Origin of the sequence: Actinophytocola xanthii (genome assembly GCF_001921205.1) — a bacterium.
In the GTDB taxonomy this organism is placed as follows: Bacteria; Actinomycetota; Actinomycetes; order Mycobacteriales; family Pseudonocardiaceae; genus Actinophytocola; species Actinophytocola xanthii.
This window is the reverse complement of the sequence record NZ_MSIE01000001.1, coordinates 244,220-263,428: the sequence shown is the minus strand read 5'-3', so window position 1 is coordinate 263,428 and position 19,209 is coordinate 244,220. Positions and strand designations below refer to the sequence as shown.

Below are 19,209 nucleotides of genomic sequence, written 5' to 3'. Positions count from 1 at the left end.
CAGGTGTGGAAGTGAGAAGCTGGATACTGGGCGTGGCAGGGTGGTGACCCATGGACCACGCCGGCCGGTACTGACAAGGTGGACTCCATGCACGACAGGCGCGACGACGGGACATCGCCGTTCGCCGATGAACTGGAACGCCTGCTGCGCAAGCGCGGGCTGTCCTGGCGTCGCCTCTCCGACTTGATCGGCTACACGCCGAGCTGGTTGTCCAAGATCAAACACGGTGCCCCGCCGTCGGCCGAGCTGGCGCGCAAGTGCGACCAGGTGCTGGAGGCCGACGGCCAGCTGATCGCGCTCGCCGCGGCCTCGGGCGGCGGCCCCGTCCGCCTGGCGCAGCTGCCGGCGGCGGCGGCCACCTTCGTCGGCCGCGAGGCCGAGCTGGACGAGCTGTCGGAGATCCTGTCCTTCGAGGGGGAGCCCGGCATCCCCCAGGCGGTGGCCATCGACGGCCCGCCCGGTGCCGGCAAGACCGCCCTGGCGCTGCGGGTGGCGCACGCGGTGGCCGAGCGGTACTCCGACGGTCAGCTCTACGTCGACCTGCGCGGATACTCCCCGGACGGCCAACCGCGGATCGTCGACGAGGTTCTCGAGGAGTTCCTGACCGCGCTCGGCGTGCAGATCGACGTGATCCCCGCCGGCCTCGAGGCACGCGCGAAGCTGTACCGCTCGGTGTTGGCCGACCGGCGGGTGATGGTGGTCCTGGACAACGCGGCCGACTCCTCCCAGCTGCACCACCTGCTGCCGGCCTCGGCCGGCTGCGGGGTCGTGGTGACCAGCCGCAAGCGGCTGAGCGGGCTCACGATGCGCGGCGACCGGCGGATCACCCTCGGGCCGATGACCGAGGAGGAGTCGGTCACCCTGCTGCGCAAGGTGATCGGCAACGAGCGGGCCGACGCCGAGCCGGACGCCGTCCGGGCCCTGGCCTACCGCTGCGGGAACCTGCCGCTGGCGCTGCGCATCGCCGCCGAGCGGGTCGCGACCCATCCGCACCACTCGGTCAGCCTCCTGGTGGAGGAGCTGGCCGCCGAGGACGAGCGGCTGGAGGCGCTGTCGACCGAGGACTCGGTGGCGGTCAAGACGGTCTTCTCCTGGTCCTACCGCGACCTGTCGGCGGACGCCGCCCGGATGTTCCGCCTGATCGGCCTGCATGCCGGACCACACGTCAGCACCGGCGCCGCGGCCGCGCTCGCCGACCAGCGGGTGACCAAGGCGCGCCGGCTGCTGGACCGCCTCACCGCCGTGCACCTGCTGGAAGGGCTGGGCAGCGACCGGTACCGGATGCACGACCTGCTGCGTGTCTACGCCGCCGAGCAGGCCGTCGAGGAGGAGCCGGAGGCGGAGCGCCGGCTGGCCCTGCGCCGGATGGTCGACTGGTACCTGCACAACGCCTACGCCGCCAACCACGCCCTCGCGCCGCAGCGGCACGACCCCGACCTGGAGAAGTCGGAGTTCGCGATCGACGTGGCCGACTTCGACTACGAGTCGGCGCTGGGCTGGTGCGAGATCGAGATGTCGAACATCGCGATGGCCACCCGGACCGCCGTCGAGGTGGGCGAGAACGTGGCCGCCTGGAAGCTGCCGGCCGGCTCGTTCAACTACCTGAACCTGCGCAAGCGGTGGACGCCCTGGGTGGCCTCGCACGAGGTCGGGGTGGTGGGCGCGCGGCGGGCCGGTGACCGGTTCGGCGAGGCCTGGGTGCTGAACAACCTGGCGATCGCCTACCGGGAGCTGCGGCGGACCGAGGAGGCCAAGGAGTGCTTCCAGCAGGCGCGGGCACTGCGCATCGAGCTGGGCGACCGCGTCGGCCAGGCGTGGAGCCTCACCGGGATCGGCTTCATCGGCTTCGACGAGAAGCGGTTCGACGACGCGGCGCTGCGCTTCGGCGAGGCGCTGGCCATCTTCCGCGAGGTCGGTGACCGGCACGGCGAGGGGATCGCGCTGGCCAACGTCGGCGACGCCTACCGGGCGCTGCACGAGTACGACCGGGCCGTCGAGGCGCTGGGGCAGGCCCTCGACCTGTTCCGTGAGATCGAGGACCGCTACGGCGAGGGCTACACGCTGGTCAAGCTCGGCGACACGTACTCGGAGCTGAACCGGGCACCCGACGCGCTGGACTGCTTCGAGCGGGCCCTGGAGACCCGCCACGAGCTGGGTGACCGGTGGGGTGAGGGGGAGACCCTGCACAAGCGCGGCCTGGTGTTGCACGGCAGCGGCCAGCCGGAGCTGGCCGTCGAGTCGCTGCGTGCCGCATTCGCGATATTCGACGAGCTGGGCGACCCGCGAGCCGTTGACGTGCGTGAGCTGCTGGGCCAGGAGAGTTAGTCGTCAGCCCTGCAGCGCTTTGAACATCTGGTCCAGGAAAGTGGGCACGTCGACGGTTTCCGCGACCTTTACCGGAACGCGTCCCGCGCCGGCGTTCGTGGCAATGTAGGCGTCGCTGGAAATGAGCCGGAGATCGGAGACGACCTGGCCCCGCGTGTGAGTTCCGGTCAGTTCCACGCCGAGCGGCATCTCCCGGTAGCCGGCCAGTTTCTGGTCCAGCATGATTGCCGCGGCGAGCGGGTCGTGCAGCGTGCAGGAATGCTCGCCGAACATTGCCGAGTAGAACTGTCCATAGTGGTCCAGCAGTTTTGAGGCGAAATTCGCGCGCGGTCCCTCCGCCCGGGCCAGGGCGGTCAGCCATTCGGTTCCCACGCGGGCCTGTTCGGTCGCGTCGAGACCGACCAGGGTGAGATCCGGGAACCCGGCGCCGAGAACGAGGTCGGCGGCTTCCGGATCGTGGTAGAAGTTCGCGTCCGCGTACGGGGTGATGTTTCCCGGAACAGTGACGGCACCGCCCATGACGACGACCGAGCGGAGAAGTTGAGGTAATTCGGGTTCGAGTAAGACGGCCAGTGCGACGTTGGTCAGCGGGCCGAGCGCGAGCAGGGTGAGCTCCCCGGGGTGGGCGCGGGCGAGGCGCACGATCTGCTCGGCCGCCGAACCGGGGGCGGGCGTCCCGGCCGGGGCCGGACCGGCGTGCCCGCCGAGCCCGTCCTCGCCGTGCACGAACTCGGCGGTCTGCAGCGGCTGGGCGAGGGGGCGCGCGGCGCCGACGGTCACCGGCGGGTTGAGGCCGACCAGCTCGAACACCCGGAGCGCGTTCAGCGCCCCGAGCGGGGCCGGCACATTGCCGTGGACGCTACCCACGGCAATGATCTCGGCGTCCTCTTGAGCCGCCAAGTACATGATCGCGAGGGCGTCGTCAACCCCCGGATCGGTGTCGAGAATGATTCGCACGCTGAGGCACTCAACCAGACGACAGGGGCTCGATGCCAGACCGGGGGGACGTGATCTGATCGTCGCATGCGGATATGTGTTTTCTGCGGATCTTCCGCCGGGAAGGGCCCGGGCTACCTGGCCGCGGCCGAGGCGGTGGGTGCGACGCTGGCCGCCCGCGGCATCGGGCTCGTGTACGGCGGAGCGAGCGTGGGCACCATGGGAGCCGTGGCCGACGCGGCGCTCGCGGCCGGCGGCGAGGTGGTCGGCGTGATCCCTCAGTCGCTGGTCGACCGGGAGGTCGCCCACCACGGGCTGACCGAGCTGCACGTGGTGGCCGACCTGCACGAACGCAAGGCGAAGATGGCTACGCTGGCGGACGCGTTCCTGGCCCTGCCCGGTGGGGCGGGCACGCTCGAGGAGCTGTTCGAGGTGTACACCTGGGCCCAGCTCGGCCTGCACGCGAAACCGATCGCGCTGCTGGACGTCGCGGGCTACTACCAGCCGATGCTGCGCTTCCTGGACCACATGGTCGACGAGGGTTTCCTGGCATCCACGTACCGGGAGATGCTCCTCGTGGAGACGGACCCCAACCGGGTGGTCGATCGATACGCGACCGTTGTACGCGCGCCGGGGAAGTGGGATCAGAACCACGCTGGGTAGTAGTTCGGTCACGTACTCGACCCCCCGATCGGTGTTTCCTGAAACCGTCAACACCTCAACACTGTTCACTCCATCTGTGACTCCGGATAGTTAGGTGTATACGGCCGGTGAGGGCTGCGCCGCCCAGGCGAGCTGGGGGATCCGGCACGAGGGCACCACACCACAGGTGGGCATGACCAGGGGAGATGTCGATGAACACCGCCAGGGCGGGAGCCGACGAATCGAGAACGCCGGTCATCGCGGAACCGGCACCGGAGATCGTGGCGCCGAGGTCGGGGGACAGGCCGCTGCACCCCGTGTCCACGGCGCTCGCCGCACACGCCGCCGGGGACCGGCGTTGCGACTCGTGCGGCCAGCCGCTGGCCGAGGACGCACTTAACGACGGGCCGACCGGGCTGATCGAACGCTGGCACTGGGACGAGCTCGCCGAGGAGGAGATCGCCAGGTCCAGGAGCCTGGGGCACTCGGTGGCGCTGATCATGCTCGACCTCGACCGGTTCAAGGACGTCAACGACAACTACGGCCACCTCGCCGGTGACGCCGTCCTGCGGGGCGTCGCGGACGTGATCCGGGACACCACCCGCGTGGGTGATCTTGCCTGCCGCTACGGCGGATCCGCGGGCGACGAGTTCATGGTGCTGCTGCCCGAGGCGGGGCTCGAGGAGGCCCTCGTCGTCGCGGAGCGCATTCGGTCGGAGATCACCGCGATGTCGGTGACCGCGAAGGTCACCCGGGACATGTCGGCCACGATCGAGGGCCAGACGGTGTCGATCGGGGTGGCGACGTACTGCCTGGGTGATCTGGCCGAGCTGGACCTCGAGGACCTGATGCTGGACGCGGACGTGTCGCTGCGGGCCGCCAAGCGGCACGGCCGGGACCGGATCTGCGTCGCGAACGTGGACGTCACCCGGGAGCAGGCCAAGCGCACGCAGGCCGACCGCCGGTCGCCGTCCTGGTCGCGCCTGCGGCGGCTGCGTTCGGTCTAGGACCGTTTCACCGGAGGAACCCGCGAGCCCTACGCGCAGGGCTCGCGGGTTCCGTCCCGTTTACCGCGTGTAGGTTTCGGTGGTGCTCGTTGTCGGATTTCCCACGGGGGCGTTCCAGGCCAACTGCTACCTGGTCGCGGCCGGCGAGGGTGAGCCGTGCGTGATCGTCGACCCGGGACAGGACGCGGTGGAGCCGATCACCGAGGCGCTGCGCAAGCACCGGCTGTCGCCGGTGGCGGCCCTGCTGACCCACGGTCACTTCGACCACGTCTACTCGGTCACCCCGATCTGCGACGGGAACGACATCCCGGCGTGGATCCACCCCGAGGACCGGGAGATGTTGAGCGACCCGCTGAAGGGCATCAGCCTGGAGGGCGCGCAGTTCTTCGGCGGCAGGCTGGAGATGCGTGAGCCCCGGGAGGTCCGCGAGCTGGCCGACGGGGTCGACCTGGACATCGCCGGCCTGAGTCTCACCGTGGACCACACCCCGGGCCACACCCGCGGCTCCGTGGTGTTCCGCTCCGAGCTGGCGGAGGGCGGCCGGGTGATGTTCGCCGGCGACACCCTGTTCGCCGGCTCGATCGGCCGCACGGACCTCCCCGGCGGCAGCATGCGGACGATGACCGAGACCCTGCGGACGAAGATGCTGCCCCTGCCCGACGACACGGTGGTGCTCCCCGGCCACGGCCCCAGCACGACGATCGGCCGTGAGCGGGTGAGCAACCCGTACCTGCAGGGGCTGGACGATCCCAGCACGGCCGGCCCGGCCAGGGGGCTGTAGACGTGAGCGAGCCCGACCGAGTTCCCCTCAACCTGACCGACCAGTCCGGCGCGCGGCGCCGCGGCTGCGTGGCGGTGGTCGTCGACGTCGTCCTCGGCGCCGCGGTGGGCGGCCTGGTGGGGCTCCTCTCCAACCACCGCCCCACGGCGTTGGTCACCGCTGCCGTGGTGACGGGGCTGCTGCTGTTCCTCTCCTGGGTAGCCGCCCGCCGCCGCCTGTGGTTGGAAGGCGACAAGGTCGTGGCGAGGGCGGTGGCCCGCAAAGAGGTGGACCTCAAGCAGGTGGAGCGTCTGGAGCTCCTGGTGACCGATATCCGGGGGACCCGCACGATCGGCTTGCTGGTAGCCGCCAAAGGCAAGACGATCAACCTGTCCCTGGCCGTCTACGCCGGGACGGGTGGTAGGGAGCTGGGCATCCTCGTCCTCCGTCGCCTGGCCGACACCCTCGCCGCCAGCGAGAACCCGAGCGCCCTGGTCTTCTCCCAACTCCTGGTAGCCCAACTCCGAGCCGAAGCCAAGGGCGAGGCGGCGGCGGACCGTCCGCTCTACCGCCTGGCCTCCCTGGCCCCGGGCGGCCGCCTGGCCCAACGCCTCAGGACAGAAGCCGTGACCCGCTTCGTGGCCACCCTCGACTGACTTTCCGCGCGTCGCTGGTCCCTGCGCCCCCGCCGCTCGCCGTTGATGTTTGGTTCGCCGTTGGTGTTTTGGTTCGCCGTTGGTGTTTTGGTTCGCCGTTGGTGTTTCGGCTCGGCGTGGTGTTTCGGCTCGGCGTGGTGTTTCGGTCCGGCGTGGTGTTTCGGTCCGGCGTGGTGTTGGCGGTCCGGTCATTCCGGCGCTGTGGAAGTCGTGGCGTCAGCCGTGCGGCACGTAGCCGCTCGGTCGTCACGGACCGCGGGTCGCCCTTCCCCGTGAACGGATCAGCGTTCGCCGTCGCTGTGGAACCAGGTCGACTGCGCGTGTCGGCCTCCTGGTTCTGGAGCCGCCTGGCCCCCGTGGTCGGCATCCCACCCCTGCCGACCCGGCCGGCGCCCGGCCGACGAGTCGTCGCTCCCCCGCCGTCGCAGGGCTCTGCGCCCCTGCGGCTCCACCTGCTCATCAGGTTCGGCAGGCTCGGTCGGCCACAGCGCCTCCCCGCCCACGGGCTCCGCCGCGGCCCGCCGGCGACGGCGGGGCGCGGCGGAGCCCTCGAGGTCCTGCGGCGCCAGTCCGGACATCGGCCCCTCGGCGTTGTCACCGGTTCCCCGGCCGGCCGCCTCCGCGGAGTCGTCCTGTTCGCGTGGCCACGCCGCTTCCTCGGGCGGCCATCCGCGGGAGGAAGCGCTGTGGAGGTGCGGGTCCCGGTAAGGCCCTGGCGCAGGGTGGTCGCCCGCCCAGACAGCGGGCGACGCGTGTCCGCCCGGCACCTCGTAGTGGGTGCTCGCCTGACGAGTTCCTTCGACCGCACCGTCCCCCGGCCATGACGTCTCGCCCGACGGCCAGCCCCTCGAGTCCTCGCCCTCGCCCTCGTCCTCGGCATCGAGTCGGCGGCCTCGTGCCGCCGCTCCTGGCTCGGCGACGGGCCAGGCTGGCCCGCTGGGCGTCCACTCGCCCGCGAACTCGGCATCCGGTCCGCCTCGCCCGCCCGCGCGTCCGTTCGCCGGACCTTCCGTCTCGAACGCGGCCCGCCCCCGATCGTTCGCGTCCTCGCCGTCGTCCCTCCGCCGCGCCGGCCGCTCGTCGGCTCCTGCGTAACCGTCCCCCGGCACCCACCCCGCCGACCGACGCCCGGTGGAGACCCGAGGCGTGACGGCGGTGCGGGGCGTTCCGTTCCCGCCCCGGCCACCGACAGGGCCGTTCGAGGACTCGTCGCCGCCCCATGCACGCCGGTCGCCCTCGTCCTCGTGGCGGTCGCGTCGAGATCGCAGGGCGGCGCCCTCTCCGTGCTCACGCGACTCGCCCCTCGTGCGGCGGGGCGTTCTGGTTGTCCGGGTCCCGGTGGCGCGTGAGTCGTCGGGTTCCGTTCGCTCGCGGGTGGGGCGTTCCTCGGCGGGACGGTCGGCTGGTCGCTTCCCTGCGCGCTCGCGCGACGGACGGGTGACGTCTAGGTCGGGCGCCGGTTCCTGCGAGGCCACCGCGGCCGCCAGTGCGGTGGTGATCGGTACCGCGGCCACCAGACCGATGCTGCCCACCAGCGTTCGCACCAGTTCCTGGGCGATCGACTGGGAGGTCAGGATGCTCCCCAGCCCGACCCCCGAGATCGACGAGTACAGCAGCAGCGGCAGCGCCGCGCCCGCGTACGCCATCACCAGGGTGTTCACCGCCGAGGCGACGTGGTCGCGGCCGATTCGCAGGGCCGAGGCGTACAGCTCGCGCCGGGTCAGCAGCGGGTTGGCGGCGCGCAGCTCCCAGACGGCGCTCGTCTGGGTGACCGTCACGTCGTCGAGCACGCCCAGGGCACCGATGACCACTCCGGCCAGCAGCAGCCCTCGCGTGTCGATCGGCGCGTTCAGCAGCCCGACCAGCGTCGACGTCTCCTCGTCCAGGCCGGTCAGCTTCGCGAACGCCGCCCACAGCGCGCCGAGCACGCCGATCATCGCCAGGCTGACCATCGTGCCGAGGACCGCCGTCGACGTGCGGGCCGACAGGCCGTGGGTCAGGTACAGGACGGCGAACATGATCACGCCCGCCCCGCAGATCGCGACCAGCAGCGGGCTCTCTCCGGCGATGATGGCCGGCAGCACGAAGAACACCAGCACCAGGAAGCTCAGCCCCAGGGCGATCAGCGCCTTCAGCCCCTGCCAACGCCCGAGGACCAGCACCGCCACCGCGAACAGGCCGGCGAGCAGCGCCAGCGGCATGTCCCGCTGGAAGTCGACGAGCTGGTAGGAGCCGCCGTCGCGCGGGTCGCTGCCCCCGTAGGACAGCACCACCTCGTCGTCGACGGCGAACCGAGGCGTGCTCGGCTCCAGCGGTACGACCGTGCGGACCTCCTCGCCCGGTGCCTCACCGTCGGTCATCCGCACGGTGACGAGGAGGCACTCCGGCCCGCCCTGCTGCTCGCCGACCTGCACCCCGCCGTTGCAGGCGCCCGACTCGGCGGCGGTGACGACCCCGTTGACCGGCCGCCCGGCGCCGCCGTCGACCTGCGGCCCGTCGCCGAAGGGGAACAGCAGCACCGTGCCCACCACGGCGGCCAGCGCGAACGGCACCAGCAGGGCCGCGACCAGCGTTCGCACCCGGCGCGACGCGGGAGGCGGCGGCCGGTGGTCATGGTGGCCGTGGCCGCGGCCGGACTCACGCTCGCGGGAGATGTCGGGCATGTCCGATTCGTCGCGGTCGGCTACCCGCGGGATCGGTTCCGTCTCGCCCTCGTGCACCGACGCAGTGTCTCAGGTGAGCGGGACCCCGGCAGTGAAGCCCGCCCCTGGACGCTGGAGTTCATCGCCCTGACCTCGGCGTTCGCTCCTTCTCGGGCCCCGTCGCCGGCTGGTGTTTGCCGCCTCCGCGCGTGCGGTCTGGTGCCGCTCCCCGCGACCGATGTCCCCGCGCGGCCCAATGTCCACAGTGGGCACTGGTCGCGCTGTGGACCGGGGGTTCCTCTGCTCAAGCCCGCCGTGAGCGTCCCACGACCGTTTTCCTCCGTCGCTGGACGAGATTGTGTATACGCTCGAACGGTAAGGCACGCCATCGATCCTTGGAGGGAAGATGCACGACGCCCCCGAGTTGGAGGTCTGGACCACCCCGGACTTCGTCGAGTACGAGACCCCGATGGAGGTCACCGCGTACGCGGCGCGGATGGACTGACCAGCAAGTTCAGTCCGGCGGTCGGGGGCCGGACCAGCGCTGGTCCCCGGTTCGTCGTCCCCCACGGAGGTGCAGCGTGTCCACGTCCAGTCCTCCGCGCAGTGGCGAGGAGTTCGTCGCCGCGCTGCGCGGTCTCTCTCACCGTTACTGGGGCACCCACCCGTTCCACCACCGGATGCACGCGGGCGAGCTCTCCGAGCACGAACTCCGGGTGTGGGCCGCGAACCGGTGGTACTACCAGAGCGTTCTGCCGCAGAAGGACGCCGCGATCATCAGCAACTGCCCCGAGCCCGAGGTGCGACGGGGATGGCTGGACCGAGTCGTCTACCACGACGGCAGCACCGAGGGGGACGGCGACAGCGGACGCGAGCGGTGGCTGCGGCTGTGCGAGGCCGTGGGCCTGACCCGCGAGGAGGTGCTCGACGAACGGCACGTCGCTCCCGGCGTCCGGTTCGCGGTCGACGCCTACGTGACCTTCGCCCGCACCCGACCCTGGGTGGAGGCTGTCGCCTCCGGGCTCACGGAGATGTTCTCCGGTCACCTGATGCGCCGGCGAGTGGGCGACATGCTCGCCAACTACGCGTGGATCCGGCCGGAGCACCTCGCCTACTTCACCAACCGGATCGAGGCCGTGTCCGGCGAAGGAAAGTCCACTCTGGACATCGTGGTGCGCTACTGCGTCACCCGCGAGCAGCAGGACAAGGCGATTGCCGCGCTCTCGTTCAAGTGCGACGTCCTGTGGTCGATGCTCGACGCCATCGAACGCGCCGCGGCGAAGGAGTAGGGCCATGCCGGGGAAGCCCCGCCTGCGCCGAGGGGTTCGGCTCACCTTCGACAGGACCCGGGACACGCACGTCCTGCTGTTCCCCGAAGGCGTGCTGATGCCCAACGCGACAGCGGCCGCCGTGCTGGAGCTGTGCGACGGTTCGAGCGATGTCGGTGAGATCGCCGAGAAGCTCCGTGCGCGGTTTCGCGGCGTGCGGGACCAGGACGTGGCCGACGTGCTCGCCAGACTGGAGACCAGAAGGGTCGTGGAGTGGACGTGAACGACGTGACCGTCGAGCCGCCACTCGGAATGCTGGCCGAGCTCACCCACCGCTGCCCGCTGCACTGCCCGTACTGCTCCAACCCCCTCGAGCTGGCCGCCAAGCGCGACGAGCTGACCACCGCGGAGTGGCTCGACGTCCTCGACGCGGCCCGCGACCTCGGGGTACTGCAGGTGCACATGTCCGGCGGTGAGCCCCTGCTGCGCCCCGACCTCCCCGAACTGGTCACCCGTGCCGCCGACCTCGGCTGCTACGTCAACCTGGTCACCAGTGGCCTCGGGCTGACCGCGGCGCGTCTGGCCGACCTGGTCGACCGTGGCCTCGCCCACGTCCAGCTGTCGGTGCAGGCCGCTGACGCCACCCGAGCCGACCAGATCGCCGGGGCGAAGGCACACAGCCGCAAGATCGACGCCGCGGCCGTCGTCCGGGAGGCCGGTCTCCCACTGAGCGTCAACGTCGTCCTGCACCGGGCCAACCACGACCAGGTCGCCGCGCTCATCGACCTGGCCGAGCGGATGGGGGCCGACCGGCTGGAGTTGGCGAACACCCAGTACTACGGGTGGGCGTTGCGCAACCGTGCCGCGCTGATGCCTACGCCGGAGCAGCTCGCCGCCGCCGAGCCGATCGTCCGTGCCGCCACCGAACGCCTCCGCGGTCGGATGGAGATCGTCTACGTCGTCGCCGACTACTACGAGCGGTTCCCGAAGCCGTGCATGTACGGCTGGGGTGCCCGTCAGCTGACCGTCGCCCCGAACGGGGACGTGCTCCCGTGCCCCGCTGCCTCGGTGATCACCACGCTGCCCGTGGAGAACGTGCGGACCAGACCGCTCCGGGAGATCTGGTACGACTCCGTTTCGTTCGGCGCCTTCCGCGGCGAGGGGTGGATGCGCGACCCCTGCCGTACCTGTGACCGCCGGGCACTCGACTACGGTGGGTGCCGGTGCCAGGCGTTCATGCTCACCGGTGACGCCGCCGCTACGGACCCGGTGTGCTCGCGCTCGCCCCAGCGCCCGGTCGTCGACGCGATCCTGGCGGCGCAGCCGGAAGCCGACGTCCCGGACTTCGTGATGCGCGCTCCGACCGTCGCCCGGGCCGAACCGTCGCGGACCCAGACGCGGGCGGGTTCTCGGTGAAGGTCCGCCTGCTGGGGACCGCGGCCGGGGGTGGCTTCCCCCAGTGGAACTGCGCCTGCGCGCTCTGCGTCGCCTGCCGAGCGGGTACGGCCCATGTTCCCCCACGCAACCAGGACTGCCTGGCGATCAGCGCGGACGGCGTCGAGTGGTACCTGGTGAACGCCTCGCCCGACATCAGGGCGCAGGTGAACACCGAACCGTCCCTCGCCCCCGGCCCCGGGCCCCGGGACACCCCGCTGCGCGGTGTCCTGCTCACCGACGCCGAGCTGGACCACACCCTCGGCCTGACGTTGCTGCGGGAGGGCGCCGGCCTCTCGGTCTGGGCCCCGCCGGCCGTGCTCGACGCGCTCGAGTCCCGGTTCCCCATCCGGGGCACGGTCGCCCGCTACGGCGACTGGAGCTGGCAGCAGCCGGGCTCCTCGATCGCCGGCCTGCGCCTCTCGTCGCTCCCGGTAAGCGACAAACGCCCCAAGTACGCCCGCGACTCCGGAGTTGAGGGGCCGTGGGTGGTGGCGTACCGGTTCGAGGACCCGGCGACAGGGGGTGCGCTGGTCTACGCCCCCTGCCTCGCCACCTGGCCGCCCGGGTTCGACGAGTTCCTCGCCGGCGCGAGCTGCGTTCTGCTCGACGGCACCTTCTTCTCACCCAAGGAGATGACCGGCGCAGGCACGAGCACCGGTGCACAGCGGGCGATGGGCCACCTCCCCATCGACGGTCCGGACGGCAGCCTCGCCCGGATCCGCGCCTCAACCGAGTCCAGCACGCGGTGGATGTACACGCACCTGAACAACACCAACCCGGTGCTCGACCGCCGGTCGCCCGAGTACCGCCTGGTGGTCGACGCGGGCGTCGAGTTGCCGCTCGACGGGACCGCGCTGGACCTGTGAGACACGGACGGGCCACGCCAGGCATGCTGGACACGCCAACCACCGCGAGGAGACGTGCATGGAACAGGTCGTCCTGCTCGACGAGCGAGGACAGGGGATCGGTACGGCGGACAAGGCCACCGTGCACCATGGGGACACCCCACTGCACCTGGCGTTCTCGTGTTACGTGTTCAACCGTTCCGGGGAGTTGTTGGTGACCCGACGGGCTCGGTCCAAGAAGACCTGGCCCGGCGTGGTGACCAACTCCTGCTGCGGCCACCCCGCTCCCGGTGAGTCGTTCACCGGCGCGGTGGCCCGTCGCCTGCGCGACGAGCTCGGTCTGCCCGCTGCCACTGTCGACCTCATGCTGCCCGCGTTCCGGTACCGGGCCGTGATGCCGAACGGGGTCGTCGAGAACGAGCTGTGTCCGGTGTTCCGGACGGTGACCGAGGCGGCACCGCGTCTCGCCCCTGCCGAGGTGGACGAGTACGGCTGGATGTCCTGGCGCCTGTTCGTGAGCCTGGTGACCGGCGGCGAACTGGCCGTGTCACCGTGGTGTCGTGAACAGGTCGACCAGCTGACCCGGCTCGGTGACGACCCGCTGGGCTGGCCCGTCGCCGACCCGGGGCAGCTGCCGCCCGCCGCTGTGGGCTGACCCCGCCGACCGCTCCCCTCCTCGCGACGCTGATGTAGCTTTGACTTATATAAGTGCCTTTGCTACTTTTCGCTCTCGTTCGTCGCGGGGACCAGAGGAGAGCTGATGATCGACGTCGCCCACCAGATCAACGCCGTGCGGCGGCAGGTCGGCTCCCGGGTGTTGGAGGCCGGAGAGGCGCGCGTCGTCACCGTCAGCCAGACCTACGCCACCGATCCCGAGGACCTCTGGGACGCGGTGACCAACCCCGAGCGGTTGCCCCGCTGGTTCCTCCCGGTGAGTGGTGAGCTCCGGGTGGGTGGCCGGTACCAGCTGGAAGGCAACGCGAGCGGCACGGTCGAACGGTGCGACCCGCCCAACGGCTTCTTCGCCACCTGGGAGTACGGCGGCGAGGTCAGCTGGATCGATGTGCGGGTCCTGCCGGACGTGGAGGGAAAGGCGCGACTGGAGCTCGAGCACATCGCCCACGTGGACGACGAGCGCTGGGCGGAGTTCGGCCCCGGTGCCGTGGGGATCGGCTGGGACCTCGCCCTGCTCGGCCTCGCCCTGCATGTGGCGGGGGATGCGCCGGCCTTCGCTCCCGAGAGGGAGGCCGACTGGTTGGGCTCCGAGGAGGGGCGCGTATTCGTGATGTCAAGCAGCGAGCGCTGGCGCGAGGCCAACATGGCAAGCGGTGTCGACGAGTCCGCCGCCCGCGGTGCGGCGGAGCGTGTCTCGGCGGTGTACACGGCGTCGTCGGAGCCTTCGTCCGACGAGTGAGCTGGGTGCACGACCTCCGCTTGTATGACGTGTGGGAGCGGGGAGTTGTGACAGTCCTGGTCAGCTGTGCTCGGACAGCTGTCTGAGGAGCGTCCGGGGCGCCTGTAACCGGTACGCCTCGGTGATCAGCTCGCGAACCTCTCCCCAGTCCACTCCGTCCACGTCGAGCCGGACCCCGACCCACCCCTTCGATCCCAGGTAGGACGGCACGTAGTAGCGGCTCGGGTCCGAGCGCACCAATGCGTCCTGCTCACCCGCGGCCGCCTTGAGCGCGACCCCGACGATGCCGTCGCCGTGGTGGTCGTCGAGGAAGTAGCCGAACGTCTTCTTCCGCACGGCCAGGGTCAGGTGTTGGTCGCCGCTCGCGGTGGCCTCCGGGAGGTCTCCGACGATCTTCACGACCCGGTCGCGGGGCGGTGTGCCGGTCATGTCGAACACGCTAGGACGGGGGTCCGACAGTTTCCAGACGGCGCCTGTTCTCCCCGCTCACGGCCGGTTTTTTGCCGCTGTGGACGGCGAATCGGGGCCGGGTGGTCATGGCCGACGGAGCGATCCACTCGTCCAGGTGATGTCAATTGACACCTCTTCGAACGTGTGTTCGACTGTCGGGGTGCGATGGGACAGCCAGCGAGCAGACCGCCAAGGACAGCAGACCCTCCCGGGCCTGCCCGGTCTCGTACGCAGCGTGGAGACCCCGGAGTTCGCCGGCATGGTCTTCCATGAGGTGCACGCGAGGTCGGTGCTGAACAAGGTGCCGGGTCAGTCGCCCATGCCGTTCAGATGGACGATCAACCCGTACCGGGGCTGTAGCCATGCCTGCAGGTACTGCCTCGCCGGTGACACCCCGATCCTACTGGCGGACGGCCGCACGCGTCCGCTGGCCGAGCTGCGGGTGGGCGACGAGATCTACGGTACCGAGCGACAGGGCAGTCGACGCCGGTACGTGACGACGCGGGTGTTGGCGCACTGGTCCACGGTGAAACCCGCCTACCGTCTGACGCTGCGCGACGGGACCCAGCTGATCGCGAGCGCCGACCACCGGTTCCTCACCGATCGCGGCTGGCGGCACGTCGCGGAGAGCGACGAACATCGGCGGCGTGCGGTACTCGCCAACGGGGACAAGTTGGTCGGGACCGGAGCGTTCGCGGCGGCGCCTAAAGGGCGGGTCGACTACCGGTGCGGTTACCTGTCGGGCATCGCGGGCGGGTTCGACCAACCGACCGACCCGAAGGTGATCGAGCGAGCCCGGGAGTTCCTGACCGGAGCCGATTCGATAAGCCTGCCGGTCGAACGGCCCCTCGTGCCGAGCGAGGAGTGGCACAAGGGGTTCCTCGCCGGGGTGTTCGACGTGGACGGCGAGTTCGGCCGCGGCTACCTGCGGGTCGCGCGGACCGGGCGGGCGAACGTCGGCACGATCAGCGAGGCGCTGCTGCGGTTGGACTTCCAGTTCGTACTGGAGGACCAGGGGCACCGCAGCGGTGTGCAGCGGGTTCGGCTGTCCGGGGGGTTGGCCGAACATCTCCGCTTCCTGCACACCGTCGACCCGGCCCGTGACGGAGAGCGTGAGCTCGCCGGGGTCGCGATCAGGGCGGCCGAGCGATTAGGCCTCGAGTCGGTCGAGCCCCTCGGGCTGGAGATGCCGCTGTTCGACATCACCACGGGGACCGGTGACTTCATCGCGAACGGCGTGGTCAGCCACAACTGCTTCGCGCGCGGGTCGCACACCTACCTCGACCTCGACTCGGGCAAGGACTTCGACTCGCAGGTGGTGGTCAAGGTCAACGCCGTGGAGGTGTTGGCGGCACAGCTCCGTTCACCCCGGTGGACCCGCGAGCACGTGGCGATGGGCACGAACACCGACCCGTACCAGCGCGCGGAGGGGCGGTACAAGCTCATGCCGGGCATCATCCGCGCGCTGGCGGACAGCGGTACCCCGTTCAACATCCTGACGAAGGGCACCGTGCTGTCCCGCGACCTGCCGCTGCTGCGCGAGGTCAGCGCACAGGTGCCGGTGGGCTTGGGGGTGTCGATCGCCCTGGTGGACCGGGAGCTCCAGCGCAGCCTGGAACCGGGGACGGCGAGCCCGCAGGCGAGGCTGGAGCTGGTCCGCAAGATCGTCGATGCCGGTCTGCCGTGTGGGGTGTTCGTCGCGCCGGTGCTGCCGGGCCTGACCGACTCGATCGACCGGCTCGACGCGCTGCTGGCGGCGATCGCCCAGACCGGAGCGACGGGGGCGACCGTGCTACCGCTGCACCTGCGGCCCGGGGCCCGGGAGTGGTTCGCGACATGGCTGGCGCGAGAGCACCCCGAGCTGGTGCCGAGCTATCGGCAGATCTACGCCCGCGGGGCCAACGCCGACATCCGGTACCGCCGGTGGTTGGGGCGACGGGTGGGTCCCCTGTTACGGAAGCACGGGCTGGCGCCGAAGGAGGCGAGGACGGCGAGGGTGGAGGAGCCGACCTGGCCGGAGGGCAGCCTGGCCTCCATCCCGGAGCAGGCGGCGCCGGTTCAACAGGAGCAGCTTGAGCTGCTGTGAGGTGGTGAGGGAGCCGGGCGTCCGTGTTGGCGTGGCTGGGCGGACGCTCGATCTGGTGGGGACGGCGGTGGTAGGGGGAGTGAGCGAGGAGGTGACCGCTGGCAGCTCGCATCTGAGTGGCAGGGGAGGACACAGGAACATTGGGGGAGGGAGGTCACAGGAGGGTCGCCCGGGAGCCGGCGGGCGCCGCAGGAGGCCCAGCGGGAGAGGTCGCAGAGAGGTGGCAGGGGGAGGCGTGGGGACAGGCCTCCGGGGGCGAAGCGGTCGGGAGCCGCGGGAGACGCATGGGGTGCACGGAGGGCGAACCAGGCCACGGCACGTAGGCCCCTGTTCCGCAGGTGGCTGCAGCAAGTCCTGAGTGCCGGGTGTTGCTGGGGCAAGTGACGGGGAAAGGCGATTCGGCAGTCAGTGGGCAGTCCCGCTGGTCACGCCGCTGCGCTACCTCACGTGGGCAGGTTGTCTGGGGGCGACCGCTGCGCCAATGAAAGCTGCGCCAAAGAAAGGAGAGGCCGGCGCGGTGCTGTGCCGGGTGCCGCCGTTGTCAGCGGGGGGCGAACAGCCGTCCGCGGAGGGCGGTGGCGTCCTAGGGTTCGATCATGAGCACAGCCCATCCGCACGTCTGGGCGGCGGAGGCCCTTCAGGTCCTGCGGGCGGAGCAGCGGGTCACGCCCCTGCGCCGTCTCTCGGCGCCTGGATGCGACGGTATCGAGGTGCTGCTCAAGGACGAGTCCGCCCTGCCTACCGGCAGTCTGAAGTACCGCCTGGTGCTGGCCCTGTTCTCCTACGCCATCGCCAGTGGGCGGATCACGGAGGGCACGCACGTCGTCGTGGGGACGGGTGGGGCAGTGGCCGTTGCGGGGGCGCGGGTGGCGAGGCTGCTCGGGTTGCCGTTCACGGCGGTGGTGCCGGCGAAGGTGGGCGCGGAGGTGCTGGACCGCATCGGCCGGGAAGGGGGGCGGTGGCAGGTTGGCGAGCAGCCGCCCGCAGCCGTGCAGCAGGAGGCGGCGGCGTTGGCGGCGGGCTGGGGTGGCCACTTTCTTGATCACTTCTCGAGCGCCGAGCAGGCTGTGGCGGCGGAGGGGGCCACGATCGCGGACGAGCTGTTCGAGCAGGTGGACACCGTGCCCGACTGGATCGTCGTGGGGGTGGGGACGGGGGCCACCTCCGCCGCCTTCGGGCGGGCTCTGCGGCGGCGTGGGCTGACCACGCGGCTCGCGGCGGTCGACCCGGAGAACTCCGCCTACTTCCCGGCCTGGGTGACGGGTGCCGAGGACTACGGCACGGGGATGCCGTCGCTGATACCAGGGATCGGCCGGCCGCGGGTGGAGCCGGGTTTTCAGCCGGCGCTGCTCGACCTGGTCATCCCGGTGCCGGACGCCGCGTCGATCGCGGCGGCCTGGTGGTTGAGGGAGGTGGGCGTCGATGCGGGCCCGGCTACCGGGGCGAACCTCTGGGGAGTGCGGCATCTCGCACGACGCATGCGGGAGGAGGGCGCTCGGGGGACGATCGTGAGCGTGGTGGGCGACAGCGGGGAGGGGTACCGGACGACGCACCTCGCCCCGGACTGGGTGCGGGCGCGAGGGCTCGACCCGCGGCCTTACGTGGCCGAGTTTCGGGGCGAGGTGTAGGGCGCTCCTAGGGGGTGTCGCGGGGCCAGTCCCAGCGCACGCAGAAGTTGCCTGGGCCGAAGTCCAGGGCCACGGCGTGTGCCTCCCCGGCCGCGTTGACCTCGACCTTGCGTCGGGTCGTGGTCTGGTCCTCCGGGTCCACCGTGTACAGCTCGCAGTACGCGGGAAGGGCCTTGGGGTCGAAGCGCAGCTCCAGGACGAACTCGCGAACGGGGGTGTTGAACTTGCGGCAGTAACTGTCGTCGCCGCGGGAGTAGGGCGGGCCCGGGTGGTTCAGCGTGTACTCGACGATCGTCGTATCGCCGCGGGCCAGGGGGGTGTCGAGCACGATCTCCGCGGCGATCAGGCCGGCGGCCTCGTCTCGGGCGATGCGGCCGATGCGACACGACTGCTGCGCGGTGATCTCGGGGAACGGGCGACCGATCCGTTCCAGGTCGTACACCATCACCGTCCGGTCGACGCCGTCGCGCTCGGCTCGGAGGACCTGGCGGACCGAGATGCGCTTCTCGCCGCGGTCCGCGGCGACGTCCATCCGGTCGTGCTGGCTGAGCTTGGTCAACGCCGTCTCGGTGGTGAAATCGATCCGCTTGAGCAGGTTCGACACCGGTTCCCGCTCCGGCCAGAGCGCCTCGATCGGGAGCCGGGACGACTCGCGCTGCACCCGACCACGGGGCCGAGGCGGCCCGAGTAACGCGATCAGCGAACCGGGCGCGACTCCCAGAACCGACTCCAGGTGCCCCAGCGCCGCCAGCGACTCGGCGCGTTCGGGCCGCCGCCGACCCGACTGCCAGTAGCTCAGTGCGGTCACGCTGACCGACACGCCTCGTGCGCGTAACCGGTACTGGATCCGGTCCAGGCTCAGCCCGCTGGCCTGGATCGCGGTCCGCAACGCGGTCGGGAAGGCGTCGGCGGCGAGGCCGTCAGCCGGATGGGTGGTAAGTGCGCGCCGGATCTCTCCTGTCGCCGCTCGGTGCAGTTCCCGAACCGGTTCGCGGGTCGCGCCGCCAGCCATCGTGGTCTCCCTGCGTTTGCCCCCAGCGATTCCTACCACTTGGTAACCATCACCCTACGGGTTGACGTCGGTGCTTGGTAGCCGTGACGTTAAATCCGCGC

18 protein-coding genes are annotated in these 19,209 nt (G+C 70.9%); 14 read left to right on the top strand and 4 right to left on the bottom strand.

Annotated elements, in window-relative coordinates; translation table 11 throughout:
- The first annotated feature begins 87 nt into the window (after positions 1-87).
- Entirely contained in the window at positions 88-2,325 is a 2,238-nt protein-coding gene (locus BU204_RS01295; protein WP_083660898.1) for a helix-turn-helix domain-containing protein, read from the top strand.
- A gap of 3 nt (positions 2,326-2,328) precedes the next feature.
- Here BU204_RS01295 and BU204_RS01290 read toward each other — a convergent pair whose 3' ends face one another.
- Positions 2,329-3,282 carry a nucleoside hydrolase gene (locus tag BU204_RS01290; protein WP_075123614.1) on the bottom strand — a complete coding sequence of 318 codons (954 nt, stop codon included), beginning with the start codon at positions 3,280-3,282 and terminating at the stop codon, positions 2,329-2,331.
- Between the two features lie 66 nt (positions 3,283-3,348).
- On the opposite strand from BU204_RS01290, the gene BU204_RS01285 reads away from it, so the two are divergent.
- From BU204_RS01285 to BU204_RS01270, 4 genes are all read left to right on the top strand, one after another.
- A complete protein-coding gene (locus tag BU204_RS01285; protein ID WP_075123613.1) occupies positions 3,349-3,924 on the top strand; it encodes an LOG family protein in 576 nt (191 codons plus the stop codon).
- 191 nt (positions 3,925-4,115) lie between these two features.
- Entirely contained in the window at positions 4,116-4,910 is a 795-nt protein-coding gene (locus tag BU204_RS01280; RefSeq protein ID WP_158073378.1) for a GGDEF domain-containing protein, read from the top strand.
- Positions 4,911-4,992: 82 nt separating this feature from the next.
- The gene (locus tag BU204_RS01275) at positions 4,993-5,691 is read left to right on the top strand and encodes an MBL fold metallo-hydrolase (RefSeq protein ID WP_075123700.1); all 699 of its coding nucleotides are present in this window, start codon (positions 4,993-4,995) and stop codon (positions 5,689-5,691) included.
- A gap of 2 nt (positions 5,692-5,693) precedes the next feature.
- On the top strand, positions 5,694-6,326 hold the full coding sequence (locus BU204_RS01270) for a hypothetical protein (protein WP_075123611.1): 633 nt from the start codon (positions 5,694-5,696) through the stop codon (positions 6,324-6,326).
- A 281-nt stretch (positions 6,327-6,607) separates the two neighbouring features.
- On the opposite strand, the gene BU204_RS42205 is transcribed toward BU204_RS01270, so the two are convergent.
- Complete coding sequence (locus BU204_RS42205; RefSeq protein ID WP_408607974.1) at positions 6,608-9,046, bottom strand: YibE/F family protein; 2,439 nt, start codon at positions 9,044-9,046, stop codon at positions 6,608-6,610.
- Positions 9,047-9,374: 328 nt separating this feature from the next.
- On the opposite strand from BU204_RS42205, the gene pqqA reads away from it, so the two are divergent.
- The 7 genes from pqqA (at position 9,375) to BU204_RS01230 (ending at position 13,932) form a co-directional block, all read left to right on the top strand.
- A complete protein-coding gene (gene pqqA / locus BU204_RS01260) occupies positions 9,375-9,473 on the top strand; it encodes a pyrroloquinoline quinone precursor peptide PqqA (protein ID WP_075123610.1) in 99 nt (32 codons plus the stop codon).
- A gap of 76 nt (positions 9,474-9,549) precedes the next feature.
- Positions 9,550-10,257 carry a pyrroloquinoline-quinone synthase PqqC gene (pqqC, locus tag BU204_RS01255; protein WP_075123609.1) on the top strand — a complete coding sequence of 236 codons (708 nt, stop codon included), beginning with the start codon at positions 9,550-9,552 and terminating at the stop codon, positions 10,255-10,257.
- Positions 10,258-10,261: 4 nt separating this feature from the next.
- Positions 10,262-10,519 carry a pyrroloquinoline quinone biosynthesis peptide chaperone PqqD gene (gene pqqD, locus BU204_RS01250; protein WP_075123608.1) on the top strand — a complete coding sequence of 86 codons (258 nt, stop codon included), beginning with the start codon at positions 10,262-10,264 and terminating at the stop codon, positions 10,517-10,519.
- Between the two features lie 5 nt (positions 10,520-10,524).
- On the top strand, positions 10,525-11,652 hold the full coding sequence (gene pqqE / locus BU204_RS01245) for a pyrroloquinoline quinone biosynthesis protein PqqE (RefSeq protein WP_075123699.1): 1,128 nt from the start codon (positions 10,525-10,527) through the stop codon (positions 11,650-11,652).
- Positions 11,649-12,539, top strand: a complete 891-nt coding sequence (gene pqqB / locus BU204_RS01240; protein ID WP_075123607.1) for a pyrroloquinoline quinone biosynthesis protein PqqB — start codon at positions 11,649-11,651, stop codon at positions 12,537-12,539. The genes pqqE and pqqB overlap by 4 nt, the downstream gene beginning before the upstream one ends.
- A 58-nt stretch (positions 12,540-12,597) precedes the next feature.
- Entirely contained in the window at positions 12,598-13,173 is a 576-nt protein-coding gene (idi, locus tag BU204_RS01235) for an isopentenyl-diphosphate Delta-isomerase (RefSeq protein ID WP_075123606.1), read from the top strand.
- 105 nt (positions 13,174-13,278) lie between these two features.
- Entirely contained in the window at positions 13,279-13,932 is a 654-nt protein-coding gene (locus BU204_RS01230; protein ID WP_075123605.1) for an SRPBCC family protein, read from the top strand.
- A gap of 60 nt (positions 13,933-13,992) precedes the next feature.
- Here BU204_RS01230 and BU204_RS01225 read toward each other — a convergent pair whose 3' ends face one another.
- A complete protein-coding gene (locus BU204_RS01225; RefSeq protein WP_075123698.1) occupies positions 13,993-14,361 on the bottom strand; it encodes an MmcQ/YjbR family DNA-binding protein in 369 nt (122 codons plus the stop codon).
- A 139-nt stretch (positions 14,362-14,500) separates the two neighbouring features.
- On the opposite strand from BU204_RS01225, the gene BU204_RS01220 reads away from it, so the two are divergent.
- Both BU204_RS01220 and BU204_RS01215 read left to right on the top strand, forming a co-directional pair.
- Entirely contained in the window at positions 14,501-16,468 is a 1,968-nt protein-coding gene (locus tag BU204_RS01220) for an intein-containing Rv2578c family radical SAM protein (RefSeq protein ID WP_075123604.1), read from the top strand.
- Positions 16,469-17,064: 596 nt separating this feature from the next.
- Complete coding sequence (locus BU204_RS01215; protein ID WP_075123603.1) at positions 17,065-18,096, top strand: pyridoxal-phosphate dependent enzyme; 1,032 nt, start codon at positions 17,065-17,067, stop codon at positions 18,094-18,096.
- A 7-nt stretch (positions 18,097-18,103) separates the two neighbouring features.
- On the opposite strand, the gene BU204_RS01210 is transcribed toward BU204_RS01215, so the two are convergent.
- Entirely contained in the window at positions 18,104-19,108 is a 1,005-nt protein-coding gene (locus tag BU204_RS01210; protein WP_233159003.1) for a hypothetical protein, read from the bottom strand.
- Positions 19,109-19,209 lie beyond the last annotated feature (101 nt).